The organism is Sporosarcina sp. P34 (genome assembly GCF_002743375.1).
Classification (GTDB): domain Bacteria; phylum Bacillota; class Bacilli; order Bacillales_A; family Planococcaceae; genus Sporosarcina.
On record NZ_PDZC01000001.1, the window covers coordinates 699,302 to 721,289 of the forward strand.

General features: G+C 39.5%; 18 protein-coding genes and 1 pseudogene. 17 read left to right on the forward strand and 2 right to left on the reverse strand.

Annotation, left to right across the window (positions count from 1 at the left end; translation table 11 throughout):
• Positions 1–155: 155 nt before the first annotated feature.
• The 10 genes from CSV63_RS03660 to CSV63_RS03705 all read left to right on the forward strand — a co-directional run bounded on the left by CSV63_RS03660 (position 156) and on the right by CSV63_RS03705 (position 11,735).
• Positions 156–347: a ferredoxin gene (locus CSV63_RS03660; protein ID WP_233191934.1), complete on the forward strand. Its 192-nt coding sequence runs from the start codon at positions 156–158 to the stop codon at positions 345–347.
• 217 nt (positions 348–564) lie between these two features.
• Entirely contained in the window at positions 565–2,181 is a 1,617-nt protein-coding gene (locus tag CSV63_RS03665; RefSeq protein WP_099694593.1) for a BCCT family transporter, read from the forward strand.
• 659 nt (positions 2,182–2,840) lie between these two features.
• On the forward strand, positions 2,841–3,185 hold the full coding sequence (locus tag CSV63_RS03670) for a hypothetical protein (protein WP_099694594.1): 345 nt from the start codon (positions 2,841–2,843) through the stop codon (positions 3,183–3,185).
• A 339-nt stretch (positions 3,186–3,524) separates the two neighbouring features.
• A complete protein-coding gene (locus CSV63_RS03675; RefSeq protein WP_099694595.1) occupies positions 3,525–4,928 on the forward strand; it encodes a PepSY-associated TM helix domain-containing protein in 1,404 nt (467 codons plus the stop codon).
• A 299-nt stretch (positions 4,929–5,227) separates the two neighbouring features.
• Positions 5,228–6,217 (forward strand): Rpn family recombination-promoting nuclease/putative transposase, encoded by a 990-nt coding sequence (locus tag CSV63_RS03680; protein ID WP_099694596.1) that lies wholly within the window; start codon positions 5,228–5,230, stop codon positions 6,215–6,217.
• Positions 6,218–6,513: 296 nt separating this feature from the next.
• On the forward strand, positions 6,514–7,122 hold the full coding sequence (locus CSV63_RS03685) for a hypothetical protein (RefSeq protein WP_099694597.1): 609 nt from the start codon (positions 6,514–6,516) through the stop codon (positions 7,120–7,122).
• A gap of 13 nt (positions 7,123–7,135) precedes the next feature.
• Positions 7,136–7,369 carry a hypothetical protein gene (locus CSV63_RS03690; protein WP_099694598.1) on the forward strand — a complete coding sequence of 78 codons (234 nt, stop codon included), beginning with the start codon at positions 7,136–7,138 and terminating at the stop codon, positions 7,367–7,369.
• Between the two features lie 836 nt (positions 7,370–8,205).
• Complete coding sequence (locus tag CSV63_RS03695; protein ID WP_099694599.1) at positions 8,206–9,675, forward strand: HNH endonuclease; 1,470 nt, start codon at positions 8,206–8,208, stop codon at positions 9,673–9,675.
• An 88-nt stretch (positions 9,676–9,763) separates the two neighbouring features.
• On the forward strand, positions 9,764–11,101 hold the full coding sequence (locus CSV63_RS03700) for an AAA family ATPase (RefSeq protein ID WP_099694600.1): 1,338 nt from the start codon (positions 9,764–9,766) through the stop codon (positions 11,099–11,101).
• Positions 11,085–11,735 carry an HNH endonuclease gene (locus CSV63_RS03705; RefSeq protein ID WP_158233907.1) on the forward strand — a complete coding sequence of 217 codons (651 nt, stop codon included), beginning with the start codon at positions 11,085–11,087 and terminating at the stop codon, positions 11,733–11,735. The genes CSV63_RS03700 and CSV63_RS03705 overlap by 17 nt, the downstream gene beginning before the upstream one ends.
• A gap of 801 nt (positions 11,736–12,536) precedes the next feature.
• Here CSV63_RS03705 and CSV63_RS03710 read toward each other — a convergent pair.
• Positions 12,537–13,675, reverse strand: a pseudogene (locus CSV63_RS03710) (IS3 family transposase).
• Positions 13,676–14,066: 391 nt separating this feature from the next.
• Here CSV63_RS03710 and CSV63_RS03715 point away from each other — a divergent pair.
• From CSV63_RS03715 to CSV63_RS03735, 5 genes are all read left to right on the forward strand, one after another.
• Entirely contained in the window at positions 14,067–14,900 is an 834-nt protein-coding gene (locus CSV63_RS03715) for a squalene/phytoene synthase family protein (protein ID WP_099694602.1), read from the forward strand.
• Positions 14,901–14,931: 31 nt separating this feature from the next.
• Positions 14,932–16,695 (forward strand): sensor histidine kinase, encoded by a 1,764-nt coding sequence (locus CSV63_RS03720; RefSeq protein ID WP_099694603.1) that lies wholly within the window; start codon positions 14,932–14,934, stop codon positions 16,693–16,695.
• The gene (locus CSV63_RS03725; RefSeq protein ID WP_099694604.1) at positions 16,661–17,392 is read left to right on the forward strand and encodes a LytR/AlgR family response regulator transcription factor; all 732 of its coding nucleotides are present in this window, start codon (positions 16,661–16,663) and stop codon (positions 17,390–17,392) included. Before CSV63_RS03720 ends, CSV63_RS03725 begins: the two co-directional genes overlap by 35 nt.
• 138 nt (positions 17,393–17,530) lie before the next feature.
• Positions 17,531–18,985: a carbon starvation CstA family protein gene (locus CSV63_RS03730; RefSeq protein ID WP_099694605.1), complete on the forward strand. Its 1,455-nt coding sequence runs from the start codon at positions 17,531–17,533 to the stop codon at positions 18,983–18,985.
• A gap of 213 nt (positions 18,986–19,198) precedes the next feature.
• A complete protein-coding gene (locus CSV63_RS03735) occupies positions 19,199–19,654 on the forward strand; it encodes a helix-turn-helix transcriptional regulator (RefSeq protein WP_099694606.1) in 456 nt (151 codons plus the stop codon).
• A gap of 53 nt (positions 19,655–19,707) precedes the next feature.
• On the opposite strand, the gene CSV63_RS03740 is transcribed toward CSV63_RS03735, so the two are convergent.
• A complete protein-coding gene (locus tag CSV63_RS03740) occupies positions 19,708–20,490 on the reverse strand; it encodes an NRDE family protein (RefSeq protein WP_233191935.1) in 783 nt (260 codons plus the stop codon).
• Between the two features lie 216 nt (positions 20,491–20,706).
• Between CSV63_RS03740 and CSV63_RS03745 the strand changes: the two genes are divergently transcribed.
• Together CSV63_RS03745 and CSV63_RS03750 are read left to right on the forward strand one after the other, a co-directional pair.
• A complete protein-coding gene (locus CSV63_RS03745; protein WP_099694608.1) occupies positions 20,707–21,459 on the forward strand; it encodes a DUF2087 domain-containing protein in 753 nt (250 codons plus the stop codon).
• Between the two features lie 80 nt (positions 21,460–21,539).
• A complete protein-coding gene (locus tag CSV63_RS03750) occupies positions 21,540–21,953 on the forward strand; it encodes a pyridoxamine 5'-phosphate oxidase family protein (protein WP_099694609.1) in 414 nt (137 codons plus the stop codon).
• Positions 21,954–21,988: the final 35 nt, after the last annotated feature.

The following is a 21,988-nucleotide window of genomic DNA, read 5'->3' on the forward strand; positions in this document are numbered from 1 at the left end:
TTTCCGTAAGCAATGCCAACGTGTATATCGATCCACCAACGAAAATGCAACCCCTGCATAGTACTAGCGTTATGAGAGATAAGGAAGAAACTCCAAAAAAGCGACGTCCTAAAATAACTGATTATTTTGATTTTTGAAACAGAAGCAGGAGAATGATGCCATTTACTATGGTGGAACAAAATACTTGTATCGCGTGCCGGATATGTAACCTAGTCGTACCGAACGTATTAGATCATACTGCTGACGGCTTCGTATTTGCTTTTCTGGATGACAATGAAGGAGTGATTGAAGTACCTGAAGATTTGACTGAAGACTTGGAGGATGCTTTTAGTTGTAGAGGCTATTGAACAGCTTATAGTACAGAATAAAGTTCTTACACCCACTATGCAAGGAAGCTCCTCCACATCAGGAGTGATCGCTTGACTGCCTGACTTGAGAAATCTAGTACATCACATATTTAAGGTAACCTATCGTTGGATTTTCGACACCGATAGTTTTCTTTAATAATGACTCAATATGAAGTAAGATAGGAATGAACTATAGAAGATTTAAGGGAGTGTATTCATGAGATTTGAGACAATTGATAAAAAGATATTGGCGATTGCTTTGTCTTTGATTGCGGCGTTGACTGTTCCTATTTTAATAAACCCCGTCAAAGGGACGACGTTTTTAAATACCATCCTCCATTCCATCACAACAAATTTCGGTCCCATGTACTTATGGGTTTGTTTAGGAATATTCGGCTTCTTGCTTTGGCTAGCTTTTGGCAAGTTGGGCAAAATTCGATTAGGAAACACGAAGCCAGAGTTTTCAACATTTAGCTGGCTAGCATTAATTTTCACTGCTGGAATCGGTTCAGGTATCATGTATTGGGGAATTATTGAATGGGCGTACTACTATTCCAGCCCACCATACGGTATGGCCGCAGAAACAGTGGAAGCTGCAAGTTTCGCCTCTACATATGGAATGTTTCACTGGGGATTCTCTGCATGGGCGATCTATTGCGTTCCTTCCATTCCAATCGCCTATGCAGTATATGTCAAAGGTCAAAAATCCTATCGATTGAGTACAGCGTGCCGTGGAATCATCGGGGATAAAGCGGATGGTTTACTCGGGAAAATCATTGACGTATGCTTCATGTTCGGTCTGATCGGTGGAATTGGCACATCTTTAGCACTTGGTACTCCTTTGCTCGCTGAAGGAATCCATTCACTCTTTGGTGTTGAGAAAACGCTTACACTTAATTTGATGATTGTCGTTACATTAATGATCTTTTTCTGTATCTGTCTTTATTTTGGACTGAAAAAAGGATTGAAGCTTTTAAGCGACTGGAATCTTTACTTATATATCGCGATTGCGATTTTCATCTTCATCTTTGGTCCAACCATGTTTATTATTGCAAGCTTTACGGACAGTGTCGGTGTTCTATTCCAAAACTTCTTTAGAATGAGCCTGTACACAGATCCGGTAGGGAAATCAGGATTTAGTAACGCTTGGACCATTTTCTATTGGGGATGGTGGTTCTCGTATGCTCCATTCACAGGTATGTTCGCTGCTCGAATTTCGAAAGGTCGTACGATTAAAGGTTTAATACTAGGGCAGTTAGTGGGCGGAACATTGGGCTGTTGGTTGGCCTTCGCGATCTTCGGAAACACGGGGATGTACTTCCAACTAAATAATATTGTGCCTGTACTCGATATCTTACAAAATGAAGGTGCACCTGCCGCTATATTAGCTATCTTGAATGAACTTCCGCTAGGCGGAGTCGTCATGGTGCTGTATTTACTGATTGCCGCCATTTTCTTAGCGACAACTGTTAACTCGGCTGCTTATACGTTATCAGACGTAGCATCTATTAATTTGAAAGAAGGCGAGGAACCAGCACGTTGGTATCGTGTATTCTGGGGAATCGTCCTCACAAGCATCTCCATCGTTCTCATGTACGGTGACGGCTTGGAGGCTTTACAGACACTTTCCATTATCACGGCATTGCCTCTTGTTTTCATTATGTTATTAATGATTATGTCATTTATGAAATGGGTACGTCAGGGTGAAGTAGATGGTGTCCATATTTATGATGGTGCACCATTTGACGAGCCGAAAGAGCAGACGGTTGAAATTACGATTGACCGTAGCAGGAAAGAGTCCAGCAGAGTTGTGGAAAAGGAAAACTTGATTTAATTTCAATAGATAGAACAGGCAAGAGAAAACAGTAAATACACACTATCCGGGGACCCAATTCGCATATGGATTGGTGTCCCTTTTTTTGACGGGAAGGGTCATTCAGTAGATCGTCTTGGTCTGGCAACCATTTATTGTTCCTGAAGTATTCAGCTAGACATCAGCGTCATTACGAGTGTGATGAGCGTGACGGTCGAGGAGATGTGGGTGATCGAATCCTTCTTCTAATGTGTGAAGCAGAATCTGAGTGTATTAGTCTAATTTAACACGACTGAAAACGCCGTGCTTAACCAGCTATTCGCGGTATTGATTGCGTACGTTCTGCTCAAATTTCTTTACACGCAAGGTGACAATGGATCTTACTGTAAACCTTTTGTCATATACGAGCTGTCTAGTCATGCTTTTGTGATGAATTGCTAATAGAATGACATTTGGAAATCAGAAAATTGTTGGAATTATAACAGGGACTGACATCGGATAATTTAATGGGTTGAAAGTTTATGAATAGTATACTTTCTCATATAGTAGACAATCTAGAATTCAGAAAAACAACTTAAAAACTATCCTAAATAAGTTAGAGGAGTTAAATAAGGTACCTGTGTGAGAACCAATCTATAATGTTTAAACGAACATGAAAGTTTCACGCACAGGTTAAGCCGGTGGCGCATGAAACCAACGGGGATCAAGACTTTTTAACACGTGTATACAGCGTGTTGTCAGTTGATGTCAATCATTACACGGAGTTAAACAGCACCGACACAATGGATCTTTTCTTCACGATTACATCGGTCAAGTCCATCTTTAATCAACGGGAGGACGAGTACAACTTCGCTGAGACTAGAGCGCTACTGACTCGCGCTATCATTAGATACACGAAACAGATTAATCTTGAGTTTGAGGATCGCTTAAAAGAATTTGTTAGTTATATTAGTCTGTATTTGCCGGAACAGAAAGCAGTTGTTTGGCTATCATTGTACCGTGGACTAATTTGCGCGCAATCGTAGAAACTTCATACCCTCACTTCAATAATTCTTTTATAGCTTCAAATCCAAGCAATCCAGTTCCACCCAATACAAATACATTTTTCATCCTATTTCACTCCTCTTATATAACCTCTTTACTTTCTACCCTCTTGTTTAAAAAGTATTCAAATTAAAAAATTTCTCTAATTCATTCATAGTTCATATTTTCATGGTTTAATTACAAAAGCTTATATGCAATTGATAATGCTTTCGTTCACTTCATTCTTTAAAAAGGCTCGTAATGTTAAAGATGTAGTGATCTAAAATGAGGTCAATTCCGTTAGCTATAAAATGATAACTAACTAGATGAGGAGGGACACAATGAAAAAAGGTACGTACAATCGTTTTTGGAGATGGCACTTCTTTGGTGCTTTGTTCATGGCTCCACTTCTGATTACACTTACGCTGAGCGGAATTGGGTCCTTGTTTTACAATGATGTTGAAAACGTTGCGTACAAGGATCTTTTCTTTGGTACTAGCGAAGAAACGTCCCAACTGACGATCGACGAAGGAATTTCTGTTGTGAAACAGGAGAACGAAGGATTTGAAGTTTCGAAGATTATGACCATGGACGAGCCGTATAATACGAGGCTGAAGTTGAAGTCCGAGTCAGGCGAAGAGAAATACGTATTTTTAGATGATCATAACGAAATAGTCGGCTCTCAAAATCCAAAGTATACGTACGCTAATATTATGAGAAATGTTCATAGTTCACTTTTTGTGGGCGGAACTGTCGTCAATTACTTAGTTGAATTAGCTGCATGCTGGGCTATCTTTTTATTATTTTCCGGACTGTATATGACATTCAAAAGCCGTGCGCTAAAGAAACCGAAGAAATCAACACGTCGACTCCAATTTAAACGGATTCATGCGTTAATCGGTACAATCATCAACATTCCCATGATTATTCTCATATTCACAGGTCTTCCCTGGTCCGCATTCATGGGGAATTTCATCTATACTGCCTCTCAAGAACATCCTTCTATCGGAATGCCGTTGCTAAAACAACAGCCACCTACTTCTGATATGAGTGAGATTCCTTGGGCAACTCGTAAAGAAGAAGCCCCTACATCCGAAAAACCGGATCCTCACGCGCATCACGGTGGAAATGGGGACATATCTGGAATAGATATGGGCCATAACGGGATTTCTGTTGAAGAATTGATGGGGAAAGTACAGGATGAAAGGATTTCGAAACCGTATTCAATCGTCTATCCGTTTTCTGAAGATGGTGTGTTCACGGTATCCAAAGGTAGTAACACCGGCGTAACGGGGTTAGATGTACATCCTTCTGAAGAGATGACTTCTTATTTCGATCAATACAGCGGCAATCTGATTTCCAAAGTAGGCTACGGGGAGTATGGAATTTTGGCGAAGTGGTTTACGTGGGGAATTCCGCTGCACGAGGGTCATCTGTTCGGCTTGCCAAATAAAATTATCAATGTAATTGTCTGTCTGGCATTTTTATTCCTGATATTCTACGGCTTCAACATGTGGTTGTCACGCAAGAGAAAAGGAAATATTTCGGCACCACCTAAGACGACGAGTAAAATTTCGATAGGGTTTGTTGTGCTGATGGTGATCTTAGGTGTCATCATGCCGCTCTTTGGAATTCATTGTTGGTTGTACTTGCGATCGAAGGGATTTTGTATTTGGTTCATCGTGGGAAAGGTGATGCGCGGACTGAGTATTAGTGAAAATAGAAGAAGCTACCTAGAAAGTTAGTACGTTGGCTCTAGGTAGCTTTTTTATAGGATCTGTTTTGTCGCAGTTACATAACTACTACATTCTTTTATAAAAACATGAACAATTCAATTTTACCTTCAAAAAATACGTCAAAAATGAATTCTCGAAATCAAATTCTTTATATCTACCGCTTTCTCTCCCTTACACAATTCAATTTCCACGTTTTGACGATTTTCTGTTCCTGTCATATGCTGATTTCAATACAGTTACTAACAGAACAGTTAGAAAAGTCATCAGAAAAATGATATACTCTATTCTAAGAAGTGTGAGGAAAACACATGAACAAGCGGGCAATGAAACGGATTTATTTAAAGAATCTAGTCGATTTGAAAATTGATTTTGCATTTAAAGAATTGTTTGGCAGTGAGAAGAACAAAGCAATTACGATTGTTTTTCTGAATGCCATTCTCAAACGAACCGGCCGGGATTCCATTAAAGAAGTAACCTTCAGAAATCCAGAAATCGGTGCGGTATACGAAGACGACAAGCTATCGCGTCTGGATATTCTTGTCACCACGCAAGACGGACATCCTATTAATATTGAAATGCAATTTACCAATCAATACGACATGGTCAATAGAAGTCTCTATTATTGGGCCAGATTATACAGTGAGCAAAACAAAAAAGGAATGGCATACAAGACGCTACAACCTACGATCATGATGAACATCTTAAACTTTGACTTGATTACGCAAACCGATGCGTATCATACGACGTATCATTTACATGAGGATAAAAAGAAATTTCGTATAGCGGACGGATTGGAGTTACATTTCATTGAAATACCTAAGCTACTTGCGCATTGGTATGATGAAAAGTTGGATCCGTGGAGTGATGTATTGGCTCGTTGGTTGCTTCTGTTGAGTATAGTGGATCAGCGGGAACAACGTATTTACGAAGACATATACAAAGAACTGGAGGCGATTGCGATGACTGACAAACATTTAGAGGAAGCATTTACGAGCTGGAATGAAATGAGCCTCAATTCGGAAGAGCGACTTGCTTATGAAGTGCGCTTGAAACAGGTTCTAGATCAGGAAGCTGCGGTCAATGAAGCGAAGTGGAGATTAGAAGTTGCTGAAAAAAGAGCAACGGAACGAGGAATAGAACAAGGAATAGAGCAAGGAATAGAACAAGGAAAAACAGAGGGAAAGGAACATATAGCACGTAAACTTCTACTGAAGGATCTGGATATTGAACTTGTAGTTGAAACAACAGAGTTGCCGATAGAGCGTGTCCGAGAGATCAAAGCTGAATTAAAACAGTAATATACGGCATGTGTGCAAAAAAAGACGTCTACTAACGATCCGTAAAAGGTCGGAAGTAGACGTCTTTTCAGCGTGTATAAAATATTAAAAGTAATTTGAAACGATGGCTTCGATCCTAGTGAAGCATTTGACCTGCCGCGTGATTCGAACGTCAACAATTCGTTCACGGACCTCACATACGTCTCATCGCATAAACTGAATATCCTTATCATCTACAAGCTTGGCATTACAACTGGAACGTCTGTTCATCTATTCAGCCCAAATGCGGCAATTACACAAGAGGCCAGGCTGCCTAAATGCTAAAAGCGACAGAAAATGCAAAGCCGGTGATCACGACCATGGAACCGATCGATTTTGGATGGGATAAGTTTAGTTCATATGACGCTGTTGCAGATCAAACAAAGTCCGATATTCTCGAAGCGTTTGTCGTCGAAGGAAAAGAAGGCTATAGAAATGACGAACTTCAATTGGTACCAGGTAAAGAAGGAACTACTTCACTAAAATTAAGCGTTTATTCTAAAGGTACAGAAATGGAAACGAAAAAGTTTATTGTGGATGTAAAGAAAGTAGATGGAAAGTTGCAAGTTTCATTGACAGAAACAAAGGATTTTATATCCCAAGCAGAGAAACTAGGCGCCTATATGACCAATAAAGATAAACAAAAAGTGGAAAGTATTTCCCTCTCTACACTGGACGCAAAGAAGCTACCTAAAGCAATCACTTCACTTACAGATGTCATGGTAAGCATTGAAGAACCAGGCCAGTACATCGCGGTAGTTCGTTTCAAGAATGGCAAACAAGAGCGCCACGTTATTGAAGCGGTGACGGATCTAGAGACGCTTAAAGATAGCGTACGCGTCATTAAAGAAGTCAAGACTGCGGAATACACAAGGTACAGCTTTTAATATTGGCAAGCATATGATCGCAACGAAAAACTATGAACAGATTGCGAATGTTTCAAGAGATCCAGGCACGAACTTATTCTGTGCGACAGGTAAGACAGAGGGTAAAGTGCAGATCGATTATGAACATCCGAAAATGGATGAAGGATTTGGTGAGGAATATGCTAGCTATGACAATATTAAGCATGGGTTGTTTGTGTATGTGGAGCAGATTGGTTCTATTGTTAATGTGAGAATTGGGGCTAATTAGGTCCCCTGATGTTGATTTAGAGATTACTTTTAAGGTAGTAGGTTCAAGGATGATTTTTAATTGTACTGGGGCTTGCTGTCTTTTATTAATTACAGATATTGCCGGTTTTTGTACATAAAAGTCTGGATATTGGTATAATGGAACTAATGGTAGTGGAACGATATGTAAGCTAAAGCTACTTTTAGAAGAAGTTAAATAGATCATCTAATGGAAGTAATCGATTGCAAAGGATTGGGATGGAGTGCTCGGCTTCATATTATACGGACCCAACAGAATACTTTAAAGCTTCTACTGTTGTCTCATATCTTTAGTTATGTAGAATAGGAAGTTGGTAAAGCGCTACGTATGAATCCTCCCAAAATCCACCAGGCAGACCGTTTGAAATCGAACATATTTCGGTGAATGAATATCGAGAGCGCGTAGATGAGTTTGACTAGGAGAACAAATTTCAAAAATGGAGAAATCATATTGGTGTACTGATTCTTTTACTGTGAGGGCCAATCAATCTATCAGTAGTAATAAGTATGAGGATAATATACATCATTACTTAAAGGAAAATACATATGCCCAGACATTTCATTCTAACTACTACAGTAAGAATTATTATTTTCTGAAATCGGGAAAATTCAATGGTTACAGTTTAAACCACATTAGAGTTTAAGAGGAGGATTTGGAAGATAGTCAGGAATTAGTGAAGTGTATTTCCGAGAATGTATGGTCAACTTAATGTTTTGTGAATATTAAAAAATTAAAAGTATATGAGCTCTTTAATATACTAAGAATGACTCCGCGATTTAGTACTCCTAATTTAAATAGATTTAATCGAGGTGATAATATTGTTTGATTTAGAAGAATATGAAATATTGATGTCTGGCTTTATAGAAGTAGTTACTGAAAAATCTCAGTATAGGCCAAGTACTATAGTGAATTATAAAGTAATACTTGACGACTACTTTCATAATAATATTATTAATAAATTGGAGAAGAATGACTATAGTGAAATTTTTAGTGAAAAAAGACTATCTTTAATAAAGAGAAAGTCAAATATGGTTCGTCCTAGCTTGCTCAGTTTCTTGTCTTTTTTACACGATGCAAAATTCATTGAAGAAATAGAACATTTTCATCTGCAAAAAAATATAAAAGCGGTTTTTGTAACTGAAGAAATTGAGAAAGATGATGTAGTAAAGTTTTTAACTCCTAATGAGATACGATCTTTATTTACTGATCAATTAGTGTTTAAAAATGATAATGAAGAAAAGATTGTTCCTTTGATATGCGCTCTTTCTTGTTTCTATATGTTTAAGCAAGAGGATGTAATAAATCTAAAGATGGCGGATGTAGATTTAGTTGGAAAAAGAATAAGAAATATTCGTAGAGATAAAGAGAACCCAGAACTAGTTGAATGGCTTTTATTGAATGATATAACCGTTAAATATATTGAAGCATACCTGACTTATCGTCAAACTCTTGATTTAGAGGATGATTGGCTGCTAATGATGGAAAATGAACGCTTGGCGAATAATAAGATTAATAAGTTATTTAGATGTTTTTATAGAATAGATAACAGTTTATTGTTCGGTAACAAAAAGGTATCTCAAAGTATGTTAACTCGCAGCATGATGCTTTACATACTCATTTCAACTAAAGGAGAAGGCCTATATAAAATTTTGCTAGAACAAGAATGGAATACTGCATTGGATCAAGCTTTCGTAGAATATATGTCTATTAAACGCACTGAAATTGAGAATGAGCTTTATGAAAGGTATAATATCAATGAAATATTGCCTAAGAAAAAAACTGTATTAGATATTGGTTTATATTCAGAAGATAAGGATATTAATCAATCTGACATAGGAGATTATGACATGAATAACAATAGAAATCTAGAAAGTGATAAGATAACAATTCAACGTATGGTGCGAGACAGTAAGATAAGTAGAAGTTTGAGGAGAAACTACAATAACGAATGTCAATTGTGTGGGTATAAATTAAGGAAATCAACAGGTGAATATTATTCAGAAGCACATCATATTCAACCTTATAATAAACTTCACAGGGGTGATGATAATAGTCAAAACTTAATTGTATTATGTCCTAATTGTCATACTCAGTTCGATGATTTATATTATGCTATTCATCCAGAAACTAGAAAAATACATTGTATATTTGGTGGAGATGATCAATATCATCTGGAGGATTTGGTAATGAAAGAAGAGCATACTTTAAGTAGTATTTACTTAGAGTATACGTGGAATCTATTTGAAGAAAAGCGAAAATTGCTTCCGAATACTGAAAGTATAGATTAACATTTTTGTTTAATTGATTAAACAGACGTAGGAGTTCAGTATACAGGTATCGTACTATCAGTAATAAATAATGAGAGGAGAAAAGTAAATGATAAAAAAACTATATATAAGTGAGTGGAACCAATTTAAAGAAATAAAAATTGATTTTCACACCAATGTAACAATTATTACCGGTGCTAACGGTGCAGGAAAAAGTTCAATTTTAAGATTGATAGCAAATGAACTAGGCTGGCACTATTCTGAAGTCGCCACATTGCCAGAATATATTAACAACTCTAAGTTTGTGGCAGGGGTTTCTGAAAAAATATTAAATAAATGGCAGTTAAATAAATTAAAAGTAAATAAATTACGATTAAATAAAAGTGAACCTGAAGATTACAATATTAATGATGATAACATCGAATTCGGCTATATAGAGTCATCAAAGGCGATATTGAAGTTGTATGTACCAAAAGAGGTAGAAGCTTCGTACAATATTTTTACGGACTACGTATATAAGGAAGATGATGAGACCTTTGATTATCCTCTAATTCATGGAATAAATATTGCCTCTCATAGAGATCCTTATGGATATACTAAAGTTAATGATATCTCATTAAACCCATCAGAAATTGATGGATTATTATCTAGCTATACTGAGACGATTAAAGGTAGAAGAATAAATAATACTTATTATTATCAGGAAAATTCTCCTACCTATGTTATAAAGAAATCCTTGATTTCTCTCGCTGTTTTTGGTGAAGGAAATAGTTCAGTTTCAGCAAATCCGAAATATTTAAAGTGGCTTTCAGACTTTCAGGATTTACTTAAATCTATTATCCCAGAACATATTGGATTTGAAAGAATTATTGTAAAAGAGGGAGAAGTGTTTTTAATAACTAAAACAGGAAACTTTCTTCTAGATGCTTTATCTGGTGGGTTGTCGGCTATCATAGACTTGAGTTGGCAAATTTATGTGCATACATTAAATTCAGAAGATTGCTTTGTTGTTTTAATTGATGAAATAGAAAATCACTTGCATCCATCACTACAACGAGAAATATTGCCAAAACTAATTGGTGCATTTCCTGATTTGCAGTTTATAGTAACAACACACTCTCCTTTTGTTGTGAACTCCGTTGAAGATTGCAATATATACGCACTGAAGTTTCAGGATGATAATAAGGTGATAGTTTCAAAACTAGACTTCGAAGCACAAGCAAAAGATGCATTTAAGGTTCTTAGAGATGTATTGGGAGTGCCAGTAACTTTCCCAGTCTGGATAGAAGAGGAACTAGAAATGATCACAAGTAAATATTTAAATGAAGGGCTAAGTAAAGACAACTTAGAGAATATGAAAGATGAATTGAATCAAAAAAATTTAAATGAATATTTCCCTGAGATGTTGTCATACTTTCATGAGGATAATTATGATAAAAATAAATAAAATAAAAGAACCTGAGATTTTGGAATTGAATTGCGATCAATGGACTAAAGATTATTTAGAGTATAAGAATGGGAGGCCGGGTTATACGAAAACAACTGAGGGGAAGTATAGACATCGCGATATAAAAGAAGCTTTAATTAAAGAAACTTCGGGAAAATGTGTGTATTGCGAATCCAAAATTTTAAGTGTTAGTGATGGAGATATTGAACATATACTACCTAAATCAAAACATTATAATCTTTGTTTTGAGTGGAAAAACTTAACTTTGGCTTGTAGGATATGTAACAGGGAGAAGTCAGACTATTATAGTCAAAATTATCCTTTAGTGAATCCTTATACAGAGGACCCAACTGATCATTTACATTTTGCTGGTGCACTTTTAATTGCGCTGTCGGCTAAAGGGAAAATAACTTTAGAGGAAATGAAATTAAATAGGCTAGAATTACTTGAAAGTAGACAAAGATATTTACAGAAACTAGAGTCTATCACTATAATGATTAATCAATCTGACGAGGAATTAAAAGAAATTCTGTTTAAAGATTTATTAAGCTACTGTGATGAAGATAGAGAATATAGTGCGATGATGAAAGTATATGTAGAAACTATTCAGCAGAAGTTAACAAAAGTTAATTAAAAAAGTAATTCGACGGGTTATAACGAATTATTAAGGATTATGGTAATATTATAAAGTTTGCTATTAAATTGTTTTTATAGAAACTAGAAGATCAAAGAATTGTAATGGTCTGGTTAAAAGAATAAAACGAATTCTAGATATAATCATTAAGCAAACTAGATAAATTTGTACTTTAATACGTCCTTTTCTGATTATCAATGTATACAATGCGTTTTTCATGCTGCGCTGTCTAAAATTATAAAATATACAGCTCGTCGCGAAATAGTGTCCAAGTAATCATTTTAAGAATGTGTTAGACGTGAAAAAGTTTTTGAGGAATATGTTGAGTTAGTCAATAAACGGATTGCAAGATATATAAAAGATTATGGTATGTTTTTCAATTATGAGTATTTGAATACCTTAATATCCATTAAGAAAAGCCTTAATAGAAATCCACTTATAATACATGATATTATGGGAGTCACACCTGTAATATTAGAACTAGATAGCTTTTCAAGTAAAAATTAAGATTATATTGATACAATTTTATTGTTTGAAAAGTACTTTGAGGAGCTTCGAAAAGACAACTCTAATACAACTAAAACGACGTGGATTGGATCTATGTCAATATCCTGGACACAAAATTGTTAAGTCGTTATCAGAAACGGCATCCATTCATGGATGGTCCTGTATCCAGCGAAACCAGTCAAGTGGAAGCCCGCACTTGACAGCTTTCGCTGGATACAGGAAGTACAGTCCATGGTTGTCGTTCCCGAAAAATGTGTAGGTAGGGTGAATCGAAGTCCCAATGTCTTCCTTCGATTAAGCAGCTTCCTGTCTGCACAGATCTTCTAATTGTTGCGGCGTTAAATAGTTAATTGCCCCATGGATCCGTTTCCGGTTGTACCATGATTCAATGTATTGAAAGAGGGCGAATCGTGCTGCTTCAAAATCTATATAGGTTGTTTGATAGACTTCTTCCTTCTTTATAGTCGCATGAAAGGACTCAATGCAGGCGTTGTCATAAGGACAGCCTTTTCGACTGAAAGAGTGTTCGATTCCCGCTGCTTTTATTGCTTTTTCAAAGTCTTCGCTTGTATATTGGCTGCCTAAATCGGTATGAAGGATCAGCCCCTCTCCAGGTTGCTGGACATCAATTGCGTTCGTCAATACTTGTAAGACAAGCTCGGTTGTCATGGACTTGGAAAAGGAATAACCTACAATTTTCTTGGTATGTAAATCAAGGACGGAAGCTAAATAGCACCAACCGTTTTTAAGCGTGTGGATATACGTAATATCCGCAACCCATTTTTCGTTGATTGTCGAAGTCTCAAAATCCTGTTCCAGTAAATTATCCCGTTCTTCTATTTGGCTAGCTGATGAAGCGGGACGGTATTTCTTCGTGATGATAGATCGGATTCCTTCTGTTTTCATGATGCGTTAGACACGTTTCAAGCTGACCTTGAAGCCTTCCTTTTTGAGAAATTCATGGATTTTAGGCGCACCATAGCGGCCTTTACTCTCCGCATGAATGATTTTTATGCGTTCTAAAATCGCCTCGTTCTCCATTGCGTGCGTTGATTTCACTTTATGGAAGGATTGATAATACGTATTTCTGGGCACTTCAAGTACTTCACACAAAACTTGAACTGGATGGTTCTCCTTTTCCTGTTTGATATGGTCGATAATCTCTTGGTCGGTCATTTTTTCGCGAATATGGTCATAGCCTTTTTTAGGATTTCTACCTCCTGTTGAAGGCGAAGGTTTTCTTTCTGAATTTCTGCAATTTCAGCGGGTGTCAAACCACCTCCATTTTCAATCGGGGAAAGTGCTTTGATCCATTTATAGATTGTTACTTCAGATACACCATATTCACGGCTGAGATCACTCACAGATGTGCCAGACCTGTAGAGTTCGACGATTGTTTGTTTGAATTCCTGGTTATAACGTTTTTGTTTCATTCCGGACACGTCCTCTCTATTTATTAGGATAGAGACTTAACTAACTAGTGTCCATACATCTATACTAGCTCCAGATAGCCATATCAATTTGTTTTATTGTTTTATTTTTAGTTGTTATGTTGGTAAAGAAAGGGATGTTTTTAGTTTCGTTATAAATACTTTGTAAAACAGTAAGGCTGTTTTGATATAGCAGTTTTCGTGATAATCGAATCATAGTAAAAATCACTAACTTTACATGCTTACATTTGTATTAATAGCTGCACTGACCACATCTAATCCAGCTTTTTTACCTTCTTACTCTCCCCACTCGCACCCCAAACCCAATCAATGCTATAATAAATACATTCTATATAGTAACTACCTGTGCGAAGATTGATGGAGGGAACCTTACATGAAAACTGAAGCAAAACTACAAAAAGAAGCAATGAAAGTCCTAAAAGAGACAAGTCGTACATTCTACATACCAATCAAACTACTCGAACCAAACGTTCGAGAAGCCGTCGCGTCTGCGTACTTGTGTATGCGCGCAATCGATGAAATTGAAGACCATGAACAACTGGACGTACAAATCGTCATGGATTTACTGAACAAAGTAAGCGATATACTAGACCGCACGATTGCGACTGGCGAATCGATGGCGTCTGCACTGGACGAGTTATTCGCACCGTACCGCGATCAGTTGCCTGAAGTGACGTTGCGTTTAGCTGACTGGGTAGAGTTCTGTCCAGAAACGGCACGTTCTAAAGTACTCGAATCGACTGCGATCATGGGCCGTGGCATGGCGAAGTGGGCAGGCAAGGACTGGGTGATTGAGACGCGTGAAGATCTTGATGATTATACGTACTATGTTGCGGGACTCGTTGGCGTTATGCTTGCGGATATTTGGCGCTGGTATGATGGCACGGAGACGGATCGTGACTTAGCCATTGGCTTTGGCCGTGGCTTGCAGTCTGTTAATATTCTTCGTAACTACAAGGAAGACGCGGTGCGTGATGTGAACTTCTTCCCGAATGACTGGAAGTTGCCGGAAATGTTTGCGTATGCTGAAGAGAATTTGGCACTCGCTGATGCGTATATTGAAGACATCCATACGAAGACCATTTTGAACTTCTGTAATATTCCGTTGGCACTCGCGCATAGTACGCTCGATGCACTTAAAGAAGGACGCGAGAAGATGTCACGTATGGAAGTCGTAGCGGTCGTGAACAAGGCGATTCAAAAGTAATTTTTGTTAATCGAATGGATGGAGGATGGCGATGCTCGATTTACTGATCATTATGTTCGAACGGGTCGGAATGATTGTGGCGGTCGCTTTCCTTCTGACTCGTTTTCGGTTTTTTCAACATATGATCCATCAAGATGTATTGGACCGTCGGCAAGAGCTGACGGCGATACTCTTTTTTGGATTGTTTGGGATTTTCGGAACGTATTTCGGTGTGGCGCTGGATATGCAGACGTTTCATTTTGAAAATATGTCATGGCAACTCACTACCGATGAGGCGATTGCGAATTCCCGTGTGATCGGGGTAGTCGTCGCAGGATTGCTTGGTGGATATCGACTTGGGATTGGCGCCGGACTTATCGCTGGGATACACCGGATGTTTTTAGGTGGATTCACGGCTTTTTCGTGCGGCATATCCACTATAATTTCAGGTGTTCTGGCAGGTTACTTCTATAAAAAGGGCAAGCCTATTCGTCCACTTGTGGCATTCACGATTGGTGCAGCTGCGGAAGCGTTGCAAATGGTGCTTATCGTTGTATTGGCAGAGCCGTTTGAGAAAGCGTTCGCATTGGTTCAAACGATTGGCGTGCCGATGATTTTGGCAAACGGTATGGGTGCCGCGTTATTCATGCTCATTGCGTATAACGTCATCAGTGATCAGGAAAAAGTGACCGCGTTGCAAGCGCAGAAAACATTGCGTATCGCGGATCAGACGCTCGGCTATTTACGGACAGGTATGCGAAAGGAAACAGCTCAGGCAGTGTGCGGTATTCTCTTAGATGAGTTGAAGCCAGGTGCTGTCGCGATGACGGATAAAACAGATATTCTCGCGTATGTCGGATCCGAGGGTACGATGATGCAAGGCCCGATCCAGACTGATATAACGCGTCAAGTGATCCAGGAAGGTCGGCTCACTGTCACGGATTCTGTCACCCATGATCATCCGAGTGTTTCTGCATCAGGAGCCATCGTCATTGCGCCACTTAAAACGCGCGGGGAAACGATTGGAACATTGAAGTTGTTTTATCCTTCCCGTACTGCGATTACCGATGTTACGATTGAATTAATTGCTGGACTCGCTGAATTACTCAGCAATCAACTTGAAATTGCCGAAGCGGATCATGCCTACCAACTAGCGAAAGAAGCAGAAATCCAGGCGCTGCAGGCGCAAATTAGTCCGCACTTCTTGTTCAATTCGATGAATATTATCCTTTCCTTGATCCGAACGAATCCGGATGAAGCGCGTAAACTGCTGTCATCGCTGTCATTCTTCTTGCGTCAAAATCTTGAAGGTACGACGGTGAAGATGGTGACGCTACAGCAAGAACTTGCGCACGTCAAAGCGTATTTAATGATAGAAGAAGCACGTTTCATTGATAAATTGAAGATTTGTATCGATGTGGATCCGAACGTCATGCAGGTAAAGATTCCGCCATTGACGTTGCAACCGATCGTTGAAAATGCGATGACACACGGGATTAAGGATTTGGACGCAAATGCGATGATCCACATTTCGATACATGAAGCAAGCGATGCCATTCATATTATGGTGCAAGATAACGGTGAGGGAATTGTTCCAGAGCGGCTTGCTATACTTGGGCAAGAACAAATCCAATCTGAAAAAGGTACCGGGCTCGGTCTCTATAACGTTAACCGGCGCCTACAGATGACGTTCGATAAAAATTCAGGACTCACAATAGAAAGTACACCGAATGAAGGAACGAAGATTTCATTCCAGATTCCGAAATCGGAGGTGAACGGATATGACGGAAACGATTCGCGTATTAGTCGTAGATGATGAAAGGTACGCGCGCGAAGAAATGATGTATTTGCTTGGACGATTTGAACGAGTGAAGGTTGTCGGAGAAGCGGATTCAGGGGAGTCCGCGATTATCAAGGCGATGCAGCTACAGCCTGATGTCGTATTCCTTGATATCGAAATGCCGAAAGTGGATGGAATGGAAGTCGCGAAGACGCTAAGCGCATTGAAAAAAGTACCGCTGATCGTCTTCGCGACGGCTTATCCGCAATTCGCAGCGGAAGCGTTTCGTGTCCATGCGATGGATTATTTGCTGAAGCCGTATGATGAAGAGCAGCTGCAGCAGACGATTGCGCGTGTAAAAGAGTTGTTGCATCGGACGCAACTCGACACATCACCGAAACGAATCGATCGATTGCCCGTCGAAACAGAAGGCGAAATCCACTATATCCCGATTGGCGAAATTCTCTATGTCCACCGAGAAGAAAACTGGACGAAGATCGTGACGACTACGCGTGAGTATGAAACGCGCATGACATTGAAAGAACTCGAGAACAAATTGACGTATTCGTCGTTCTTCCGTATTCATAAAAGTATTCTCGTGAACCTCGTACACGTCAGTAGTTTGACGCCTTGGTTCAATGGAGCGTATCAGTTAGAAGTGGATCAACGTTCAGAGAAATTGTCAGTTAGCCGAAATTATGTCAAAGAATTACGGCAGCGCCTCGAAGGATAAAAAATCTCGTAACATGTTAATCTCTCGGAGTGCATCTTACCTTGCGATTTTGACATGTTACGAGATTTTGTCATAGTTCGGACATCTTTCTATTATAGTTGATGTAAGCGTTATCACTATGAGGGAGGGAAAAAAGCAATGATTACATTTTTATTTTCCATCGTATTATTAATAGTTGGTTACTTTACGTATGGTAAGTATATCGTCAAAATGTTTGGCGTTAAAGAAGAACGTCCTACGCCAGCGTATACGAGCGCAGACGGAGTCGATTACGTGCCGATGAGCACAAACAAGAACTCATTGATTCAATTATTAAATATCGCAGGCGTTGGCCCGATTTTCGGACCGATTATGGGTGCGTTATATGGCCCAGTCGCATTTGTTTGGATTGTCGTCGGTGCAATTTTCGCAGGCGCTGTACATGATTATCTGACAGGTATGATTTCGATCCGAAACCGCGGTGCACACTTGCCTGAATTGGCAGGAAAATTCCTCGGCAAAGCGATGAAACATATCGTCAATGCGTTTGCTTTATTATTACTCGTCTTGGTCGGTACGGTATTCGTCTCCGCACCAGCAGGACTGCTGTACAACCTCATGAATGGTTGGATGGCAATGGGAATCATCGTTGCTCTTATTTTCCTTTATTATATTTTAGCAACACTATTACCGATTGATAAGATTATCGGTCGTTTCTATCCTATCTTCGGTGCGCTACTTGTCATCAGTGCAGTTGGGATCGGCGGCATGATGGTGATCAAAGGTGTTCCGATTCCTGAATTGACATTTGCGAACTTACATCCTGATAATATTCCGATCTTCCCGTTATTATTCTTAACGATTTCATGTGGAGCGTTATCTGGTTTCCATGCGACACAGTCACCAATTATTTCTCGGACAACGAAGAATGAAAGCCAAGGTCGCAAAATTTTCTACGGCATGATGATCGCAGAAGCAATTATCGCGATGATTTGGGCAGCGGCTGGTATGGCGTTGTTTAACGGTGTGACGTTGAGTGAATTGCTTGCGGCTGGTGGACCGGCAGTTATTGTTAGTGAAGTATCTGTCACGATGCTAGGTGCTATTGGTGGAACACTTGCGGTGATCGGTGTCATCATCTTACCGATCACATCAGGCGACACCGCATTCCGTAGTGCGCGCATGATTGTTGCGGACTATATCAAGTATCCGCAGGCAAAAATCATGAGCCGTCTATGGATCGCGATTCCGATGTTCGCTATTTCGATTGCACTGACTCAAGTAGATTTCAACATCCTATGGCGTTACTTCTCCTGGGCGAATCAGTCCACGGCGGTCATTGCGTTATTTGTAGGCGCCATGTATCTCTTCATTGCCGGTAAGAACTACTGGGTCGCACTCATACCCGGAACATTCATGCTGATGGCTACGACGACGTATATACTAAATGCAGCCATTGGATTCGGCTTACCGATGAATGTGTCCATAATCGGAGCCACGGTCATCTCAATCTTCCTAGTAGCTTTGTTCTTCAACGCTGCGGTAAAAGCTCGAGCTGCACAAATTCCACTAGAAGAAGATATTACAAACTGGGATTCTACCAGAACGATTTAATATGCTATACACAACCTGTTGAACTTCGGTTCTGCAGGTTTTTTCTATGAAGATTTATCTAGTGAGACTAGTTGTGATACACTACTTATAGAGATAAAAGCTGTTTTACACGAATGAAGATAAAATGCACGAAATATATCAATGTACATATTTAATAACTTAAGTAAATTAAAGTGTAAATATACACTTTACTTGTAAAGGTGGAATAAAACGTTGAATAAGCAGACAGTCATTGACTTAGTGTCACCCCGCTTGAAGTTAATCCGAACAGAAATGGAGTATACGCAAGATCAAATGGCGGAGATTATAGGCATTTCAAAGAAGACTTTAGTCCAGCTAGAGAAAGGCCGCCAAGAAATTGGTTGGGCAACAGCGGTAGTAGTTTGTGCGCTATTTCGCGAGAGTGCTTTGTTGCGCTCAGTCATGGGAGAAGACCCGATTGAGTTAGCTGAAATAGCAGTACATGAAGAGATTCATTCGCGAGAAACGGCAGCGAGTGCGTCAATTAATTGGTGGACGGAAATCGGGCAATGGCAGCAATATCAATTGCAGCAGCATACCGCAGGTGGACATTATCGTATTATCGGTGCTGATCAAAGACGTTTATTCAGTACAGGAGACCGCGAAAAAGCTTTGGCTGAATTCAAAAAATATATGGACATGTTGTAATAGTTATATGAAAATAATGCATGAAAAACAGAATGAAACCGGCTGTACTCTTTTTAGGAGTGAGCCGGTTTTTCGATGCGGAAAGAGAATTTTTGAGTAGCGGTAAAGACACCATTTTTGTATGTGCGCTCTTCGAATTCTACACGATCTTCTCTGTCTATGGTCAGTACGGTTGTACAACGTGTGCCGTAATCTTTTGATGCGATAAATATCGAAGACAGTAAGCGCTCGAGATCTTCACCTACGCCGGTATCAGGCAGTCGTTCAACCGGAAATGGTTCCGCTCGTTGCATCATGCCAAATAATCTATCCGGATCTATCGTCTCTGTTTGTTGCAAGTAATCTGCCAGCAACGCTTTTGTTTTATCCACTTTCGGCCACGGCGTATTCAGCAAGGCATTACTAAGTCCATGTGTGCCGTTCGGTAGCTGTTGGATGGATTGCTCGACGTTCGAGTAATACAACATTTCCTTCGCGGATCCAGCCAGTACATTACAGCCTGCATAATCTTCTCGATTTGTATGCAGTTGCTCTATGAAATCTTGTGCAGACAGATTGGATTGTAGATAGGAAGATACAATATGACCGCGTGAGAGCTTGCCAGTTTGCGGTAGCGTGAAGTCACGATAATTGGTTAGTGCAGCGACTTTCCCTTGTCTATTGATGCCGAGCCACGTGCCCATTTGTTCGAGATCGCGCCCTGCTAAAATAGTTGGATGATCGCTCCAAAAGTTTGCCGGTGCTGTCGGACGTTCGTATGCTTCATCTCGGTTCGCCATCATGACAAGTTGATACTTCGGATGGCTTTGCAATTGAAATGCCAGTAAACACATCATGTCACCCCGTTTGTATAAGTATGAAATGAGTGTATCATGTGTGATTTTGTTTGGCGACTGTATGAAACGTATCGGAAATGAACGGACAAACAAAGTAGGACATTGTTTGCCACGCTATTGAAGTCAGAGAATGCGTAAGGTATCATAGAAGATAGCCGACAAACAAAAGGTCATTTTGTTTGTCGTACTTAAATAGGTAACAGGAGTGTGGGATATATGGAGTTTACAAAAACATTCTGGGATGCTTCATTAACGGAATTAAAGCAAGGGTATATAGAAAATTCTACATCGTATAATTGTTTACTATGCGGTAAACAAATTGAAAAAGGTGTGATTTATCCGTACGAAAATGCGCTGTATGAAGCGGAGCGATTTATGCATGTGCATATTGAACATTCGCATCAGTCGGTGTTTGCGTATTTGCTTGAACTCGATAAGAAATGGTCAGGGATTACGGATCATCAAGGTGATCTATTGCGTTTATTCTATCAAGGGAAAAGTGATAAGGATGTACAGGAAGAACTGGAGATTGGCAGTGCAACGACCGTCCGGCATCATCGCTTTGCATTAAAAGAAAAAGAACGTCAGGCGAAAGTGTTTCTTGCGATGATGGAGTTATTGAAAGAACGTGAGTCGTACGCGCAGGCGTTTATCCCGCCGCATAAAGCATCTCAATTATTCCACGATGAGTATTCAGTGGCGGAAGAAGAACAGCAAGCAATACTGCAAACATTTTTCCCTGACGGAACCGACGGCCAGTTAAAAGAGATGCCGGCGACGGAAAAACAGCGGCGAATTATTGTCCAGGAAATTAGTAAGCGCTTTGACGGAGATATATCGTACAGTAAGCATGAGATGAATGATCTGCTTTCGGAAGTTCATGAAGATTTCATTACACTTCGAAATTATTTAATTGAATACGGTTATTTCGGTCAGACCCGCAACGGCAGTCAATATTGGCTGAAGTGAGTGGCTTGCTCGAATCGTTTTAGGTTTAGAAATAGTGGCGGTGGGAAGACTAGGAGTAATCGCGAAAGGAGCGGAAGTACATGACTGCAAAAGACACAGTACAGAAAATTTTGGATGAAAGTATGATAGGAACAATGGCAACGGTGGACAACAACAAACCGTATAGCCGGTATATGACATTCATGAGTGATGGGTTGACTTTGTATACACCTACTAATAAAAAAACGGAAAAGGTAGATGAACTTGAAGACAATCCGTACACGCATATTCTTCTTGGGTATGACGGGGAAGGATTCGGTGACGCATACGTTGAGTATTCCGGCCGTGTAACGATTTCTGATGATGAAAGCTTGAAAGAGAAAATTTGGAATGATCATATGAAGTCGTGGTTTGATGGTCCTGAAGATCCGAATTTGGTTATTTTGAAAATTGAACCTGAAGCGATACGTTTGATGAATAAATCAGGTCAACCACCTGAAGATATTTCCCTGTAAATAATTACTATATTATAAAGGTATAGTTGGAAAGT

Bases quoted from the DNA above. Each gene is read 5' to 3' on its own strand.
- CSV63_RS03660 (WP_233191934.1), top strand. From the start codon at position 156: ATGCCATTTACTATGGTGGAACAAAATACTTGTATCGCGTGCCGGATA.
- CSV63_RS03665 (WP_099694593.1), top strand. From the start codon at position 565: ATGAGATTTGAGACAATTGATAAAAAGATATTGGCGATTGCTTTGTCT.
- CSV63_RS03675 (WP_099694595.1), top strand. From the start codon at position 3,525: ATGAAAAAAGGTACGTACAATCGTTTTTGGAGATGGCACTTCTTTGGT.
- CSV63_RS03680 (WP_099694596.1), top strand. From the start codon at position 5,228: ATGAACAAGCGGGCAATGAAACGGATTTATTTAAAGAATCTAGTCGAT.
- CSV63_RS03685 (WP_099694597.1), top strand. From the start codon at position 6,514: ATGCTAAAAGCGACAGAAAATGCAAAGCCGGTGATCACGACCATGGAA.
- CSV63_RS03690 (WP_099694598.1), top strand. From the start codon at position 7,136: ATGATCGCAACGAAAAACTATGAACAGATTGCGAATGTTTCAAGAGAT.
- CSV63_RS03700 (WP_099694600.1), top strand. From the start codon at position 9,764: ATGATAAAAAAACTATATATAAGTGAGTGGAACCAATTTAAAGAAATA.
- CSV63_RS03705 (WP_158233907.1), top strand. From the start codon at position 11,085: ATGATAAAAATAAATAAAATAAAAGAACCTGAGATTTTGGAATTGAAT.
- CSV63_RS03715 (WP_099694602.1), top strand. From the start codon at position 14,067: ATGAAAACTGAAGCAAAACTACAAAAAGAAGCAATGAAAGTCCTAAAA.
- CSV63_RS03720 (WP_099694603.1), top strand. From the start codon at position 14,932: ATGCTCGATTTACTGATCATTATGTTCGAACGGGTCGGAATGATTGTG.
- CSV63_RS03725 (WP_099694604.1), top strand. From the start codon at position 16,661: ATGACGGAAACGATTCGCGTATTAGTCGTAGATGATGAAAGGTACGCG.
- CSV63_RS03730 (WP_099694605.1), top strand. From the start codon at position 17,531: ATGATTACATTTTTATTTTCCATCGTATTATTAATAGTTGGTTACTTT.
- CSV63_RS03740 (WP_233191935.1), bottom strand. From the start codon at position 20,490: ATGATGTGTTTACTGGCATTTCAATTGCAAAGCCATCCGAAGTATCAA.
- CSV63_RS03745 (WP_099694608.1), top strand. From the start codon at position 20,707: ATGGAGTTTACAAAAACATTCTGGGATGCTTCATTAACGGAATTAAAG.
- CSV63_RS03750 (WP_099694609.1), top strand. From the start codon at position 21,540: ATGACTGCAAAAGACACAGTACAGAAAATTTTGGATGAAAGTATGATA.